The 15307-nt window shown below is 67.6% G+C and carries 12 protein-coding genes; 9 read left to right on the top strand and 3 right to left on the bottom strand.

The features are described from left to right. From VFW45_18545 to VFW45_18530, 4 genes are all read left to right on the top strand, one after another. On the top strand, window positions 1–463 hold a 463-nt coding region (locus VFW45_18545), incomplete at its 5' end, for a putative metal-binding motif-containing protein (GenBank protein HEU5182794.1). A gap of 140 nt (window positions 464–603) precedes the next feature. Beyond that, complete coding sequence (locus tag VFW45_18540) at window positions 604–1521, top strand: sigma-70 family RNA polymerase sigma factor (GenBank protein ID HEU5182793.1); 918 nt, start codon at window positions 604–606, stop codon at window positions 1519–1521. A 10-nt stretch (window positions 1522–1531) separates the two neighbouring features. Continuing rightward, the gene (locus VFW45_18535; GenBank protein HEU5182792.1) at window positions 1532–2170 is read left to right on the top strand and encodes a zf-HC2 domain-containing protein; all 639 of its coding nucleotides are present in this window, start codon (window positions 1532–1534) and stop codon (window positions 2168–2170) included. Beyond that, a complete protein-coding gene (locus tag VFW45_18530; protein ID HEU5182791.1) occupies window positions 2167–5361 on the top strand; it encodes a CHAT domain-containing protein in 3195 nt (1064 codons plus the stop codon). The genes VFW45_18535 and VFW45_18530 overlap by 4 nt, the downstream gene beginning before the upstream one ends. Here VFW45_18530 and VFW45_18525 read toward each other — a convergent pair. From VFW45_18525 to VFW45_18515, 3 genes are read right to left on the bottom strand one after another with little or no spacing between them, the layout of a single operon-like run. Further along, window positions 5346–6368, bottom strand: coding sequence for a hypothetical protein (locus tag VFW45_18525; GenBank protein ID HEU5182790.1), 1023 nt, complete (start codon window positions 6366–6368; stop codon window positions 5346–5348). The two genes, VFW45_18530 and VFW45_18525, sit on opposite strands and share 16 nt — an antisense overlap. A gap of 45 nt (window positions 6369–6413) precedes the next feature. Further along, a complete protein-coding gene (locus VFW45_18520; protein ID HEU5182789.1) occupies window positions 6414–9113 on the bottom strand; it encodes an ABC transporter permease in 2700 nt (899 codons plus the stop codon). Further along, the gene (locus tag VFW45_18515; GenBank protein ID HEU5182788.1) at window positions 9114–9446 is read right to left on the bottom strand and encodes a PadR family transcriptional regulator; all 333 of its coding nucleotides are present in this window, start codon (window positions 9444–9446) and stop codon (window positions 9114–9116) included. It abuts the gene before it with no gap. Between the two features lie 278 nt (window positions 9447–9724). Between VFW45_18515 and VFW45_18510 the strand changes: the two genes are divergently transcribed. From VFW45_18510 to VFW45_18490, 5 genes are all read left to right on the top strand, one after another. Next, complete coding sequence (locus tag VFW45_18510) at window positions 9725–9859, top strand: hypothetical protein (protein ID HEU5182787.1); 135 nt, start codon at window positions 9725–9727, stop codon at window positions 9857–9859. A 24-nt stretch (window positions 9860–9883) separates the two neighbouring features. Then, window positions 9884–10018 (top strand): hypothetical protein, encoded by a 135-nt coding sequence (locus tag VFW45_18505; protein HEU5182786.1) that lies wholly within the window; start codon window positions 9884–9886, stop codon window positions 10016–10018. Between the two features lie 113 nt (window positions 10019–10131). Further along, the gene (locus tag VFW45_18500; GenBank protein HEU5182785.1) at window positions 10132–10995 is read left to right on the top strand and encodes a thiopeptide-type bacteriocin biosynthesis protein; all 864 of its coding nucleotides are present in this window, start codon (window positions 10132–10134) and stop codon (window positions 10993–10995) included. A 5-nt stretch (window positions 10996–11000) separates the two neighbouring features. Then, complete coding sequence (locus tag VFW45_18495; protein HEU5182784.1) at window positions 11001–13607, top strand: lantibiotic dehydratase; 2607 nt, start codon at window positions 11001–11003, stop codon at window positions 13605–13607. A 12-nt stretch (window positions 13608–13619) separates the two neighbouring features. Further along, window positions 13620–14372 carry a class I SAM-dependent methyltransferase gene (locus VFW45_18490; GenBank protein ID HEU5182783.1) on the top strand — a complete coding sequence of 251 codons (753 nt, stop codon included), beginning with the start codon at window positions 13620–13622 and terminating at the stop codon, window positions 14370–14372. Window positions 14373–15307: the final 935 nt, after the last annotated feature.

Raw genomic sequence — 15307 nt, 5'->3', positions numbered from 1 at the left:
CAGCTCCGATGACTCGTTCGTCGTCGAGGTCCTCGATCCCTCGGGAACGCCGGTCAACTTCGGCTTCGGGGGGAGCGCGCATTTCCGCTTCGAGTTCTGCAATCCACCCTACACGTACGGCGCTTTCAACTGGACCCGGGTCGGGCATTACAACGCCTACGTGACGCCGGTGGAGAACGCGAACCCGATCACCTACCGCCTGTTCCCCGGCACCTACACGATCCGCTTCCGGCCGCGGGAACTCGGGGCGCGGCTCGACAGGCTCCGGGTCGATCGCTTCTGCCCCGACGCGGACAATGACGGTGTCACCACCTGCGCGGGGGACTGCAATGACAACAATCCGAACGTGCGCCCCGGCAAGGCGGAGTCGTGCTCCACGCCGTACGACGACGACTGCGACGGCTACTCGAACGAGGGGTGCGGCGGAGGCGGCTCGCCCGTCTTCATCAAGGTCGCGGACTAGCTCTTTGTCGAAGGTGGCCCCGGCCGCGGCGTTCCGCGCGGCCGGGGTTTTTTGCAGGTTGTTCGGCACGGCCGGTTTTTGCTACGCTCCCACCAAGCCGCTTCAGGATGTGAGAACGGCCTGGAAGGGGGCGTCGAGCCTTGTCTCCGGAATCCCCAGCATCCGCCGCCGCGCTGCGCCTGGAAGGAACGGGGCGGGAGGACGAGATCCTCGCCCGGGTGCGGCGGGAGGGAGCCGGCGCCTGGGAAGAGTTCCTGGAAGGGTTCGCCGGCGTCCTGTTCCGGGTGGTGACCCTGTTCGCCGACTCCTATGACGACCGCATGGACTTCTTCCTCTATATATGCGATCGCCTGCGGGAGGACGACATGCGACGGGTGCGGGCCTTCCAGCGCCGCGCGGAGGCCCCGTGCCGCTTCTCCACCTATCTGACCGTGGTGGCGAAGAACATGGCGGTCGACTTCCTGCGCTCCCGCGAAGGCCGCTACCGCCCCTTCGAAAAAGTGGCCTCCAGAGACGAGACGGACCGCCTCCTCTTCGAGTATCACCTGCGCGACGGCGCCTCGATGGAGGAGACGCGCAGCCTGCTGCAGGGGCGGCACGGAATCCGGCTGACCCTGGAGGAGGCCTCGCGCCGGACAGCGGCGATCGTGGCCACTCTTTCCGCCAATCAGCGCTGGAAGCTGCTGGCCCGCCTCGCCTCGCGGCGGCGCACCCTCTCCATCGATCCGGTGGCGGAGGCGGCGGTGCATGACGACGAGCATGGGCTGCCGCTGCACGGCGAGGGCGGCGATCCCGAGCGGCCGCTTCGCGAGAAGCAGGCCAGCGCGATCCTGCAGGAGGCGCTGGGGACGGTGGAGCCGCGCCAGCGTCTGGCGCTCACACTGCGCTTCCGCGATGCCCTGACTCGGGACGAGGTGGCGCGGACCCTGGCGGTGTCTCCCGCGCAGGCGGAATCCCTGATCCGCGACGCCGTGGCGGCCCTTCGCCGCCGGCTCGCCAGCTCGGGTGTCGAGCGAGCCGACCTCGAGGGATGGTCGGCATTCTGGTCGGAAGCATGAGGAGCAGCAGATGGCCGAAGAGCTGATCGCCGGGCATCCGGATGACATCCTCACCGCCGCTTACCTGGACGGCAGTCTCGCTCCGCCGGAGAGGGATCGCTTCGAGGCTCATCTGGCGCTGTGCGAGAGCTGTCGAGACGGACTGACCCTGCTACGCTCGGTGGAAGGACAGGGACCGGCTGTCCCGGCGGAGATGCTCAGCCGCGCCCGCTCCGCCTCTCTCAGCCGCAGGCGCATTCCGCGCAGCGGCTGGCTGCTCGGCATGGCGGCATCACTCGCACTGATCGCGGCCATCACGGCCGGAGTCCTGCGCCTCGGATCGGGTCCGCGCGAGGCTGGCAATCCAGTGCGCGGCGGTGCTGGGGACTTCACCGTATTGTCCCCCTCGGGCGGCGCGCCGATTCCTTCTTCGGGCCTCCGGTTCCAATGGTCTCCCGTGGCAGGGGCCGACCGTTACGAGCTGAGCCTTTTCGACGCTTCCGGCCGGAAGATTGGGCAGGTCTCCGCCGGTGGCGAGGCTACCTCGGCCCCCTGGCCGCTCGAAGCTCCACCTCCCGCCCCGGGCTCCTACGTCTGGAAGATCCGGGCGATGGCCCTCGACCGCGCCGTCGCCGAGAGCGATCCAATCGCCTTCGAGATAGGGCCGTGAGGCCGCCGGCTGAAATCCGCTTCATGGTCTTTGCATTCCTCCTCGCTGCCTGTGCCCCGGGGATCGGTGCCGGGGAGAAGGAAGTTCCCGCCTTTCTGGAGAAGGCGCGTGCGCTGCAATCGCGAGGGGACGGCACGGGGATGCTGGACCTGGTGCGCGGCGACCGCGGCACGACTTACGAGTGCGTCGACATCCTGCTCAACGGCAAGGCAGGAGATGCCGCGGCTCTTTCAGCGAGCCTCGCCTCGGCCTATGAAAAGGCTTTCGGCGATCGCGCGGTGGTCGAGCGTGTGGCGCTGTTCGGCCGCTGGACGCCGGCTCAGCGGGCCGCGCGCGACGCCGCGGTGAAGGTGCGGGAGCAGGGAAAGGAAGCCTACGCCAAAGGAAGCGTGACCCAGGCCATCGCGAGATTCAGACAGGCGCTGGGCGTCCTCAGGCAGGCGGGAGACGTGCTGCAGGAAGGGAGGTGCCTCGCCAATCTCAGCAGCATGGCGGCAGTGCAGCGACAGGCGAAGGCCACCGAGACCTGGGCGAAGGCGGCCCTCGAGACGGTGCCACGCTCGGGAGATCTCGGGCTGCTGATCTCTCTCGAGATCAATCGCGCCTTCTCCCTGGAGGATCAAGGCGATCTGCAGGCGGCCCGCTCGGCCCTGCAGACGGCCCTGCAGGCGGCGCGCGACTGGAACGACCGTGAGGGAGAAGCAGCGGTCCTGGTCAACCTCGGAGACGTGGCGGAAGGCCTCGGAGAGTACGACGAGGCGCTGCGGCTGGCGCGCGAGACGGCCGCGGCGGGCCATGCCATCGGCAATGCCGAGATCGAGGCGACGGCGCTGAACAACCAGGCGGCGCAGCACAGCAAGAGGGGAGATCTCGAGCAGGCGCTCGTTTGCATCAAGAAGGCGGTGGCGGTGGCGCGCGAGGCCGGCCTGTCGCGCCTGGAGGCCGATTTCGAGATTACCCAGGCGCACGTGCTTATGAAGCAGGGACGTTACGACGAGTCCCTCGAGCATGTCGACGTCGCCCGCAAGGCCGCCGCCGCATTGGATCTTCCCGCCATTCTCGCGGGCATCGACCTGCAGGAGGCCCAGGTGCGCCAGGAGCAGGGGCGCTATCGCGAAGCCCTGCCTCTGCTCGATGCGGCGCAGAAGCGGCTGAGCGGCATCGAAGCGCCGGATATCCTCGGCACGATTCATGAGGTACGGGCCATCGCCTTCTATTACCTGGGCCGCATCTCGGAGGCGGTCGCAGAGCTGGGCGCCGCGATTCGGAAATACGATGCCGAAGGGAGGATAGGTCAGGGAGCCACGGCGCATCGCAACCTGGGACTGCTGCAGTTCTTCCTGGGTGACACCCCCGCCGCGATGAAGGAGCTCGAGATCGCCGCCCGCATGCATGAGCAGGTCGGATCTCCCTACGATCGCGCCATGGATCTGGATACGCTCGGAGTCTTTCGGCAGCGCAGCGGCAATCTCGACGGTGCGCGGCAGGCCCTCGACTCGGCCCTGGCGACGCTGTCGGAGACCCAGCAGGCGAAGCGACGCGGCGACTTCCTGGCCGATCTCGCGGCGGTGGAGCTGGCCTCGGGACCGCAGCGCCGAGAGACCGGATTGGAGCTGCTGCGACAGGCCTCCGCCCTGTTCGAGGCCGAGCAGGACGCTTTGGGACTGCAGCAGGCGGCGACCCAGCTGGCCGAGGCCCGGCTCGCGGCGGGGGAGATCGGCGCGGCGCGCGCCGCGCTGGAAAACGCCCGGGCGCGCACATCCAACCGCCATCTCGCCGAATACGAATGGAAGATGCTCTATCTCGAGGGACGTGTCTTCGAGGCGTCGGGACGGGAGCGCGAGGCGGGCCACCGCTACGCCGATTCGGTGACCGAGGTGGAGCGCCTGCGCGCCGATCTGGCCCCGGACGCATGGCGTGCCGCGGTGCTGGAGGATCGCATCGCCCCCTATCGATCGCTGTCGCGCTGGTATCGCCAGCGCGGCGAGACCGCCGATGCCTACCGGGTCGCGCGCATGGCCAAGGCGCGCACCTTCGTCGAGCGGCTGTCGCTTCCTTCCTTTTCCCTGGAGCCGGCGGCGGAGGTGCTTCCCAAACAGCTGATGCCCGCCGTGGTGGCTCCGCTGGCTGCCATCCAGGCGCGCCTCGAGCCTCGGGAGCTCCTCCTCGACTTCTTTTTCGATGACCGGGGGTTGGCGGTGTTCCAGGTGGAGAGCGGAAACCTGACGTCCGCCGAGATCGCGAATCCGGAAGCTTGTGAAACCCTGCGGGGAACGCTGGAGATCCTGCGCAACCCGGGACGGCCCACGGCCGATCCGAAGGGGATCGCGCAGGCCTGGCGCGGGGCCGCGCGGCTCGCGGGACAGCAGCTCTTCGGTCCTTTGCTGCCCGCCTTGCAGGACAGCGACCGTCTGCTGATTTCACCCAACGGTCCGCTTCACGGAATCCCGTTCGCCGCGCTGGAGGTGGAAGGAAAGCCGCTGGTGGCGCGCTGGAGCACTTCTTTGCTCCCGGCGGCGGAGACCCTTCTCGAGCGACATGAAGAAAACGCGGCGCCCGCGGGGACGACCTTGGTTTTCGGCGATCCGCTGTGGGGCAAGCCGGAGGATGCGATTCCCGGCTCCGCGGGAGAGGCGCGGCGCGTGGCGGACCTGATCGGCTCGTCAGCCAGCCTGTACGTCGGAAAGGCGGCCACCGAGATGGTGTTCCGCGAAGAAGCGCCCGCGCGCGATCGCCTCCACCTGGCGGCGCACGGCAGGTCCAATTCTCTTTCCCCGGCGCATGCCTACATCCAGCTGGCGCCTGGAAAAGGCCAGGATGGGCGTCTCGAAGCCGTCGAGATCGCTTCCATGAGCCTGCCCGCCTCGCTCGTCGTCCTGAGCGGTTGCGAGACCGGGATCGAAGGAGGGCTGAGCCGCGGCAGCGCCGAAGGGGACGAGCGCATCGGCCTGGCCCGCGCGTTCCTGGCCGCCGGGGCGCGCAGCGTTGTCGCGTCGCTCTGGAAGATCGACGATCGCGAGGCGCAGGTCTACATCCCCGAGCTCTACCCGCTGCTCGAGGGCCGCTCGCCCGCCGAAGCTCTCGCGGAGCTGCAGCGCGGCCTCATCAGCGGCAAGGTGCGAGGCCGCAACGGCCGCTCCCTCAGCCATCCTTATTATTGGGCGGGACTCGCCGACTACGGGTCGCGGTAGGCGGAAAGGGCGAGCAGGGCGCGCAGGGTCAGGAAGGAGGAGCCTGCTTCCGGAGGACGGGCGCCCGGAAGGTGCCAGCATCCATCCTCGCCCTGCTGTCTCAGGAGAATCTCAACTCCGCGCCGCCTCAGCCCGGTGGATTCGAGCCGAGGCAGCTTCGCTGTGACGAGATTGGCCCACTCCAGGAGATCCGAGGCCGGCTCCCGGCCTCGGGGCCGCGCCGCGGCCCAGGCCGCCATCGCTTCCGCCAGCTCCTCGCGCAGCGCCCCGGCGTCGATGCCGCTTCCGAGGTCCATCGTCTCTTCCAGCAGCAGAGAGAGGTGATAGGCGGCATAGAAGCTCCGGCGTCCCGCGGGATCCTTGCGGGCATCGCGCAAGTCGGCAAGCAGCCGGTCGAGCACCCGTCGCGCGTCGTTCAGCCCGATGCCGGCGGGAGATGCCAGCAGCCGCAGGCACCAGGCCTCGTCGGCGTCGCGCCGAAAGCTCTCTTCTCCTTCGTACAACCCTTCCGGCAGCCAGCCGTCCCCATCGAGGGCCTGCGCGGCGGCTTGCGCCATCGCTCGATCCGCTTCCAGCCAACCGACGATGCAGAAGGTGTCGAGAGCAATGCCTTCGGGCTCCGGGTTCTTGCGGAGGTTGTTGAACCCCTTGCCGGCCCAGAGAGGCGGCAGCTCGTGGAGCGCGCGGCTCGCCCGGTCTACCGCCGGCCGCAGCGCCGCGGCAATCTTCCCCTCGCGCGCCAGGAGGACGAGCATGATGTCGGCATCGATCCGGCGGTAGGTGAGATCGGGATCGGATGCCGTGCCCTCCAGCTTTTCCTCGGGATAGACGTAACGCAGATAAGGATCCCGGAACGCCCGGCCGTCGTAGTCGCGCGCCAGGCAGGCAGCCGCCTTGCTCCCGGCTTCCTGCAGGCGCGAAACGGCGGGCGCGGCACCGAGCGCCGGGGTGGCCAGCGCCGCGGCGCCGAGGAACGTCAAGAATCGGGAGAAGATGGAAAGACCCATGTCCTTGATTGAACGGACAGAAACTGGGAAGGAAACCTGGATGCCTTATTCGTAACGCAGCGCCCGTAGCGGATCGACCCGCGTGGCCCGCCGAGCCGGCAGGTAGGAGGCGAGCAGCGCGACGCCGGCGAGCAGCAGCGCGACGCCGGCGAAGGTGAGAGGGTCGGTGGCGCTGATGCCGAACAGGAGGCTTGAGATGAGACGGGTGACCGCGAGGGAAGCGGCGGTTCCGAGAATCACGCCCGGAACGACCAGGCGCGCGCCGCCCCCCAGGACGAGGCGCAGGACGTCGCCGCGCCGCGCTCCCAGGGCCATGCGGATGCCGATCTCCTGGGTGCGGCGCGCGACGGAGAAGGCCACGACCCCGTACAGTCCCACCGCGGCGAGGAGGAGCGCCGCGGCCGCGAACGAGCCCACCAGCAGGAGCATGAAGCGGCGGTCCGAGAGCCAGCCGCCCATCTCCTGGGCGAAACTGGAGATCTTCACGGGGACCTCGGGCGCCAGCTCTTGGAAGACCGCCCGCGCGGCCGAAGCGACCGCGGCAGCATCGGCGCTGCGCACCAGGAGGGTGGGAGACGACGCGTTGCGGATGCCGCGCTGCCGGTAGTCGACGTAGATGATCGACGGTGGCGGCGCGTCGAGACCTCCCGCGCGCACGTCCCCGACGATCCCGACGATGGTCAGCGGCTTCAGCTCCCCGTCCATGTTGCCGAACTCCAGGGTCCTGCCGATCGGATCCTCGCCCGGCCAGCGGCGGCGCGCCAGCGACTGGCTGATGAGCGCCACGTGCGGCGCTTCTACTTCATCTTTGTTCTCGAAGAGGCGGCCGCGGATCAGCGGAATTCCCATCGTCTGGAAGTACTCCCTGCCGGCGACGCAATAGCTCGCGTAGCCGGCGCGAGCCGGATCCTGACCGAGCCGCTCGAATTCCTTGTAGTCGGTCGGAGGATCGCGGCCGTCGAGGACCAGGAACATCCCATCGGAGAGATTGTCGCCGCCCGCGACCGGCAGGGCTCCCGTCACGCCGACCCCTTCCACCCCGGGAATCGCGCGCAGGCGTCCCACAATGGCTTCCACCATCCGGACCTGACGGGCCAGCCCACCAGCCTGGTCCGCGCCGCCCTCGGCGCTCGGAGGGGAGAATTGCATGGTGATCAGATTCTCCTGGCGGAAGCCGGGACTGGTGGAGACCAGGCGCAGGAAGCTCCTGCCGAGCAATCCCGCGCCCACCAGGATGACCAGCGTGGCGGCGATCTCGCCGACCACCAGGAAGCCGCGCACCCGCGCGCTCCCGCCGGTGCCTCCGTCGCTGCGCGATCCGGCGCTGAGGTCTTCCTGGAGATCCGCCCTTCCCGCGCGGAAGGCCGCAAAAGCGCCGAGCGCGACGGCGACCGCCACGACCAGGCCGAAAGCGAACAGGAGCACGGGAAGGTTGACGGCAATCCCTTCCTGGCGCGGCAGGCTCGCGGGTAACAGGGCGGGGAAGATGCGGACCGCTCCGACCGCCATCAGCACTCCCAGAGCTCCTCCGGCCAGCGACAGGACGAAGGCCTCGGCGAGAAACTGCTGCATGAGGCGGCCCCGGCCGGCCCCGAGCGCGGCGCGCACCGCCAGCTCCCGGCGGCGCGCCGAGGTCCGCGCCAGCAGCAATCCGGCGACATTGGTGCAGGCCACGATCAACAGCAGTCCCACGGCGGCCAGCAGGGTGAGCAGGGCGGTGCGCACCTCGCCGACCATCGCATCGGCCAGCGGCACCACGGCGGCGTCGTCGAGATCGACTTCCTTGCCGTAACGGCTCCGTATGCCGTGCGCGATGGCGCTCAGGTTGGCGCGGGCCCGGGGCACGTCGACCCCATCCCGCAGACGGCCGAGACCGCGGAAGTTGTGGGCCGTCCGGCTCGGAGTGTCAGCCTCCAGCTCGCGCGGGACCCAGGCCGCGACGCCGGCAGGGAAATTGAATCCCGGCGGCATGACGCCCACAACCGGGAACTCGCCCGCCTCCGAGCGGAGGCGGCAGCGCGCCAGATCCTCCACGCCCCCCAGGGTGCGCAGCCAGGTGCCGTGGCTGACGATGACGGCGGGGGAGCCGTTGAGGCGCTGCTCCTCCGGGAGGAAGGCGCGGCCCCGCGCGGGCTGCACTCCCATCGCCTTGAAGAAATCGCCGGAGACATAAGCGACGTCGAGGCGCAGCGGCTCGCCGCCGGCGGAAACCGATGCCTGGGTGACGGCGTATTCCGCCAGGGCCGTGAAGGTTTCGTTCTGCGCGCGGAAATCCTGAAAGTTGGGATCGGAGAGATTCATCCGACGCCCGTCGGGGGATTGCTCCCAGACGCGCACGAGCCGATTGGGGTCGGGATAGGGAAGCGGGCGCAGGAGCACGGCATCCACCACGGAGAAGATGGCGGTCGATGCGCCGATCCCCAGCGCCAGGGTGATGACCGCGACGGCGGCGAACCCGGGCGCGCGGCGCAGCGTGCGGGTTGCCATGCGCAGGTCCCGGCAGCACGACTCGACGTGCGACTCCCAGCCGGAGGCGCGGACCATTTCCCGGGCGCCGTCGACGCTCCCGTTCTCGAGACGTACGGCACGCTCCGCCTCCTCGCGGCTCATCCCGCGCTCCATCTTCTCGCGCCGAGACATCTCGAGGTAGGCGCCCAGCTCATCGTCCAGCTCGCGCACCGATTGCTGCTTGCGCAGCAGGGAGCGCAGGCCGAGAAGCAGGCTGCGAAGCGGCGAGGCGCTCATTCAAGTCGCATCCAGGATGCGGGCGATGGCGGCCACCTGCCGGCCCCACTCCCGGGTCTCGGTGCCGAGACGCTTCTGGCCTTCCGCGGTCAGCGCGTAGTACTTGCCCCGGCGCGTGTTCTCCGTCGCCTTCCACTCCGCGCGGATGAGTCCGGCACGGTGCAGCCGCTGCAGGGCGACGAACAGCGAGCCGGCATTGACGCTGAAGACGCCCTGGCTCATCTGCCCGATACGCACGCCGATGCCGTAGCCGTGCATTGGCTCCAGGGCCAGCGTCTTCAGAATCAGCATGTCCAGGGTTCCCTGGACCAGGCTGCCCGTTTTCTCCGCCACCGTTTCTCCTCCTCTTGATTAGCAGGAGGAGAGACTACCCTTCGCTCATCTTGATTGTCAAGAGGAGAAATCGAAGCGCATCGCGCAGTGTGGGGGATCGGATCGAAGGTTTCGAGGCGAGATTCGGAAAAACGCATTGACAAAACCGGGTCCTGCTGGTATCTGGAAGCCCGTAATCACTGACCTTCATGGCGTTATGGGGAACCGCCCGGCAGATCGGTCTGGTGTCTCACGAGCATCTTCGCGAAATCCGCATTTTCCTTTCTGAAGGAGGCGCAATGGCCAAAGCAGCCAAGAACCCCGTTGCCCTGAATCTAGAGGTCGAGGACGTGGAATCGCGCACGAAGCCGGGGTGCACCAGCTCGAGCACCCATCCGCTGTGTACCTGTCCGATCGTGTTCGGAGCCAAGTAAACGCACAGGCATGGAGGAGGAGTAATGGCAAAAGCATCGAAGAACCCCGTTGCCCTGAACCTGGAAGTCGAGGATGTTGAGTCGCGCACGAAGCCGGGTTGCACCAGCTCGAGCACCAATCCGCTGTGTACCTGTCCGGTCATCTACGGGGCGAAGTAAGCCGCACCACCCAGGTTCTCGAGGGGACGCGAGTCCCGAAGGGGTGACGTGGAAGCTCTCCATGCCACCCCTCTTCTTTTTCCCGCTGAACTGCTTCCGGAGTTTCGACCCCGTTGACCAACCAGCGCTGCCTCTATGTTCTCCTCCATGGCCCCAGGGAAAGCCACGAAGACATCCTTCGTGATCTGGTGCATCCCGTGGCGCGCGAGATCCGCGGGCATCCCGCACTCGATTCGCTCTTCTATGCCCGGTTCGACCAGCCCGACTGGCAGGTGCGCTTCCGCGTTCTCGGCCTCCCCGATTGGATCGACGGCGAGGTGCGACAACGGGTGGCGAGTCGCGTGGAGCCGCTGCGCGAGCGGGGGCTGGTGAATGAGGTCGAGCTCGCCGAGTACCAGCGGGAATACGAGCGCTACGGAGGGCATGAGGGGATGGCGCTGGCCGAGAAAGTCTTCCTGCACGACAGCCTCGCCTGCCTGGACCTGATGGAAGCGGAGCGTCTCGGTCTTCTGGCGAAGTCACGCCGGGAATTCTCGATGGTCCTGACGGAGCGTCTCCTCGACCTTTTGGACATGGACCGATCCAGGAAGCTGGTCTTCTACCGCTACGGCCATTCCTGGGCCCTGGAAAGCGGGGTGTGGCAGGACGCAGAGCTGCGCACCCTCGACGAGCGCTATCGGGCGCTGGTACCCGGGCTCGAAGAGCTCTTTCAAGTCGAGACGAACGACGAGGCGACGCTCTACGGCGGGGAGGAGCCGGCCCGCATCGCCCGGACCTTCCTTGCGGCGATGCAGCCCGTGATGCGCGAGCTCCTCGCGACGCACGCCGCCGGACGAATCTCCCAGGATCCGGGGTACCTCGCCTGGTCCTACACCCACATGCAGTGCAACCGCCTGGGGATCGATCCTTCGGCGGAAGCGATCCTCCGCTACTTCATGCACCGCTACCACCAGGACCACCCCGCTCCCGAGGCCTGAGAGCCGTGGAATCCGTCTCCGATCGGCTCATCCTGCTGCGCGTCGCCGCCTTTCCGTTCGAGTCGCTGGAGAAGCTGCGCGCCGCGACCGCGCTCGAGCGGCTTGATGATTGGCTGGCCCTGGAGGAGGAGGCGGAAGGCGAGGTCGGCCCGCTCAGCGAAGCGCTGTTCGCGGCGGCCGGGCCTCCGGTGCCCGGCGATTCCGAGCACAACCGCAGACGACTCGCCATCGTGACGCTGCGTCGCGCGGTCTACAATCGCCGCCGCCCGGCTTCGGCGCTCCTCGACGAAGCGGGCGTCGGCCTGGATCCTGCGCTCCGCGAGCGTGTCGGCCGCCAGGTCGAGCTCCGGCAACGCCTGCAAGAGCTTCACGAGCGCTACCAGGATGTCTTCTCGAGCGAGCTGCGTGCCTGCCGGAACGCTCTGCTGCAAATCACGAATGTGCCTCTATTCGGGGAAGGGATTCGACTGGTCAGCCGCAGTCTCTTCGAGGCCCTCGGCTCTCTGCGGAAAACCGATCCAAGCCGGTGGGATTACGACGACCGGCATGTGGCCTCCAAGTTCGCCTCCTACGCCGCGCGCGGAGCCGCCAAGACGAGCCCCTACTCGGTCTTCTGCGCAACCGCCCTGGTGCAGGCAGGGCCGGGGCCGGCGCGCGTCAGCGGCGAGAACCTTCTCATCCGCCGGGAGATTCTGCTCAACATATTCGAGGCGCGGAAGGTGGCTTCGTGCCTGGCCGCCGATCCGGCGGTCCGCTCCGCGGCGGGCTTGCGGCCCAACCCGACGCTTCGAACGACCGAGGGAGGATGGACCTACTGGCGCCCGGCGGTCCTGCGTTCCGCCACGGATCAGGAAGTCCTCTCACGCGCGCGGGACCTCCCGGTCCTGCACCTCTTTCTGGACGAAGCCGCGGACGCAGCGCGCGGCGCGCTGGAGCTCGTGCGAATCGTGGCGGAGCGGACCGGGGCGGAGGAGCGCGAGCTGGCGGGCTTTCTGGAGAAGCTCGTGGAGAGCGGCATTTTCATCCACGAGGTGGAGATTCCCTACTGCTGCCGCCGGCCTCTCGAGTCGCTGGGGAGGGCCTGCCGCCGGTCGGGCAGCAGCGCCCCCTGGATCCCGGAGGTGGAAGCGATCGAGCAGCAGGTCGACGAGCTCTCCGCTTTGCCGCCGGCCGAGCGCAGCGTGGCCATGGATCGGATCCAGGAGCGTCTGGAGCGCTTGCCGCACGTCCGGGATCTCAAGGAGGACGAGATCTTCCGCCTGGACGCCGCCTCGGGACTGCAGATCGCGTTGCCTGCGTCAGTCGTGGATGAGGTCCAGGAAGCGGTGGAATGGTATGCGCGCCTCTTCGCTTCTCTTTATCCCGAGACCCTGTTGCGGGCCGGCTACGTCCGGAGATTCCTACAGGTGCATCCGCCTGACAAGGACGTCGAGCTGCTCGACCTTTATCATGGCCTGTTCGAGCCGGAGCCCGCGCAGCGCCCCATCTCCTTTCCGGAGCCTTCGGGCGAGCCGTCGAGCGAGCTGACGCAGGCGCGCCGCCGGTTCCACCGCGCCCGGGACGCCTTTGCGGGGCTGGCTCGGGCGGCGAATGAGAATGGAGCGGAAGAGATTCTTCTGACGAACGAGAATTGGCGGAAGATTCTGGAGGAGGCCTCCAGTCCTCCCTGGTTCTGCGGGGCGCTCTTCCAGGTGGAGGCGGCGCGCCCTGAAGAGGTCGCCTCCGGCGAGGCGAGGCTGGCGCTCAACGCTCTCTTCTCCGGATCCGGACTCGCCTCCGCGCGGCTGGATCACCTGCACGCCGGTGGACCGGATGCCGCCGAAAGCCCCATCGCGCTAGATGTGAGACGGGGATGGGGGCGTCTCGAGCGCGAAGGAGCCATCCTGGCCGAAGTCACCTACATGCACTGGGGACGCACCGCCAACGCGGGCCTCAGACCTTCGATCTTCCGCCACGAGATCGAGCTCCCCGGAGAGAAGGCTTCGGAGGGAGCCGAGGTGATTCCACTCCGGCAGCTGGTGGTCCGCTACGACAGCGAGCGGAAGCGGTTCGTGCTGCGATGGATGCCGAAAGGCCTCGAGGTGATTCCCGTGGTCGGCAGCGGCATCAGCCCGGAAGGCTTCGTCTCGTTCCTGGTCTCCCTGGGGCAGCAGGGGTTCCAGCCTCTCACCTGCTTCGCGGGATTCGATGTGGAGGGAATCACCTGCTGGCCTCGCTTCACCTGGAAACGCACCATCCTGTTCCGGCGTCGGTGGATCGTCTCACCCGAGACGCTCCCCCCGGCGCTGGCGGATTCGAGAGCGAGCGAGGCACATCTCTTTGCCTCTCTGGCCCGCCTGAGGCGACGGCATCGGCTGCCGCGCCACCTGTTCGTGCACACCAGCGTGGAGCCAAAACCCTTCTATTCGGACCTGGAATCGCCGGTGCTGGTGGAGCTCATCCGGCGGGCAGCCTCGTCCAGGGAAGATCGGCCTGCGCCGACCCTCTACTTGACGGAAATGCTCCCCTCGCCCGAGGGGCTATGGGTGTGCGACCGGAATGGACGCTATGCTTCCGAGTTCCTGGTCCAGCTGCACGGTCCGGCGCAGCACGCCGGCCTCCGGGAGAGCTAGAATCGAGCCGCCATGAGCCAGCGTCACGACGCCTATCGGGGATTCGCCGATCATTACGACCTGCACGGCTGGGACTGGTATGCCCCGACCTACGGCCCCCGCCTCTTCCGGCTGGTCGAAGAGAAGGGACTGGCCGGATGCAGGGTCCTGGATGCCGGGTGCGGCACCGGGACGCTGGCGCTGGAGCTGGCGCAGCGAGGCTACCGTGTCGCCGGGATGGATCTCTCGGAAGCTATGATCGCAGTGGCACGGAGAAAGGATTCCGCGGGGAAGGTGGCGTGGCGCGTCGGCGACATAACCACGGCCGGGCCCGCTCCAGGGGATGGTCCGTACGACTTGGTGACCTGCGTCGCCGACATCCTGAATCATCTCGAATCGCTGGATCTCTGGGAGCAGGCATTTCGCCGGCTGGGCGCCCACCTGCGCAGCGGCGGCTGGCTCTTCTTCGACGTGATGACCTGCCGCGGGCTGGAGCGGCTCGACAAATTCGTGGCCGAGGAAAAAGACGGCCGCATGCTCATCGCGTCGATGATCTACGAGCCGGCGACGCGCCGCTCCACCGTCAAGGTGACTTCCTTCGCGGAGCGCCCCGGGACGCACCTCTACGAGCGGGCCTGCGAGACGATTACCGAATGGGGACAGCCGATCTCGGGCATCCTGGAGCGGCTCGGCGCGGCGGGCTTCCACTCCTTCGAGCAACCCTTCGCCATGTTCGACGATCCCGAGAAAGACGACCGCCTCGGACTCCTCGCGCAAAGGCGATGAGGCGTGATGAACCCGCGAGAGCCACTCTTCCAAGAGGTAACAGCCGACGCCAATAGCAAGATGCCATTTCGATTGACTGAATCGATGGCGCTCTCACATTCCTCACGCAGGCCATGGATCCTTTCCTTGACGGAGAGGTGTTCTCGTCGTAACTTGCCGCGGGCATGAATCCATCCCGCAAGCGATCTGAGAACGCTCGCCGACTGAAAGCTCGCGAGAAGCGTTTTGTCTTTCTCTTGAAAAGGAGGACGCAGCAATGTTCCGATTGAAGAACGTGAAGGGTTGGCTCGGATTGTGCGTTGCCATGGTGCTCCTTCTCCTCGTGAGCCTGTCGGTTTCGGCCGGGCCCGCTTCCCATAGCGCACCCCAGACTCCATCGGCGGCGATCCTGGCGCCCGCCGCGGCCGATTGCCTGCAGCCGTCCGAGGTGTCGCCATTTGAAGCTCCGGATGGCGGTTCATGCAAGATGGAGACAAGGGCGGACATGTTTCAGGAGACGACCCAGGCGCACGGAGGCCGCACCTGCCGGTGCAGCTGCGGGTTCCCCTGCAAGACCGACGCCGATTGCGGCGGGGGCGTGGGCTCGTGCCGCGCGGGCATATCCTGCTGCTGAACGAGCTCGAGCGGGAACTCGGAGTCAGAGGGGAAGCGACGAGCGCAATTCCGTGAGATTTCAACATTCCTCCACGGAGGTGCCCATGTCGCGAATGATCGTGGTCGGTCTGTTCGTGCTCGCTGCGGCCGTGGTGCTATCGATGCCGCCGGCCCCCCTGCCGGTCGCGGCGTCGCATCCGCCCACTCTGGATGCCGCTTGCGGTTGCCCCAAGGGGACACGCTGTTGTCTGGATTGCCAGGGCCACATTCTGTGCGTGCGGAGCATCAGTCAGTGCCCGGAATGCCCGGCTCCCTGAAAAGCGCGGTTCTTCGATAAGGAT

The organism is Candidatus Polarisedimenticolia bacterium (assembly GCA_035764505.1).
GTDB lineage: Bacteria > Acidobacteriota > Polarisedimenticolia > Gp22-AA2 > AA152 > AA152.
The sequence above is the reverse complement of the archived record's forward strand: the minus strand, read 5'-3'. Positions and strand labels throughout refer to the sequence as shown.

What these genes read in the sequence shown, in the direction of transcription:
- VFW45_18490 (HEU5182783.1), top strand. Translation starts at nt 13,620, where the DNA reads ATGAGCCAGCGTCACGACGCCTATCGGGGATTCGCCGATCATTACGAC.
- VFW45_18510 (HEU5182787.1), top strand. Translation starts at nt 9,725, where the DNA reads ATGGCCAAAGCAGCCAAGAACCCCGTTGCCCTGAATCTAGAGGTCGAG.
- VFW45_18520 (HEU5182789.1), bottom strand. Translation starts at nt 9,113, where the DNA reads ATGAGCGCCTCGCCGCTTCGCAGCCTGCTTCTCGGCCTGCGCTCCCTG.
- VFW45_18505 (HEU5182786.1), top strand. Translation starts at nt 9,884, where the DNA reads ATGGCAAAAGCATCGAAGAACCCCGTTGCCCTGAACCTGGAAGTCGAG.
- VFW45_18535 (HEU5182792.1), top strand. Translation starts at nt 1,532, where the DNA reads ATGGCCGAAGAGCTGATCGCCGGGCATCCGGATGACATCCTCACCGCC.
- VFW45_18525 (HEU5182790.1), bottom strand. Translation starts at nt 6,368, where the DNA reads ATGGGTCTTTCCATCTTCTCCCGATTCTTGACGTTCCTCGGCGCCGCG.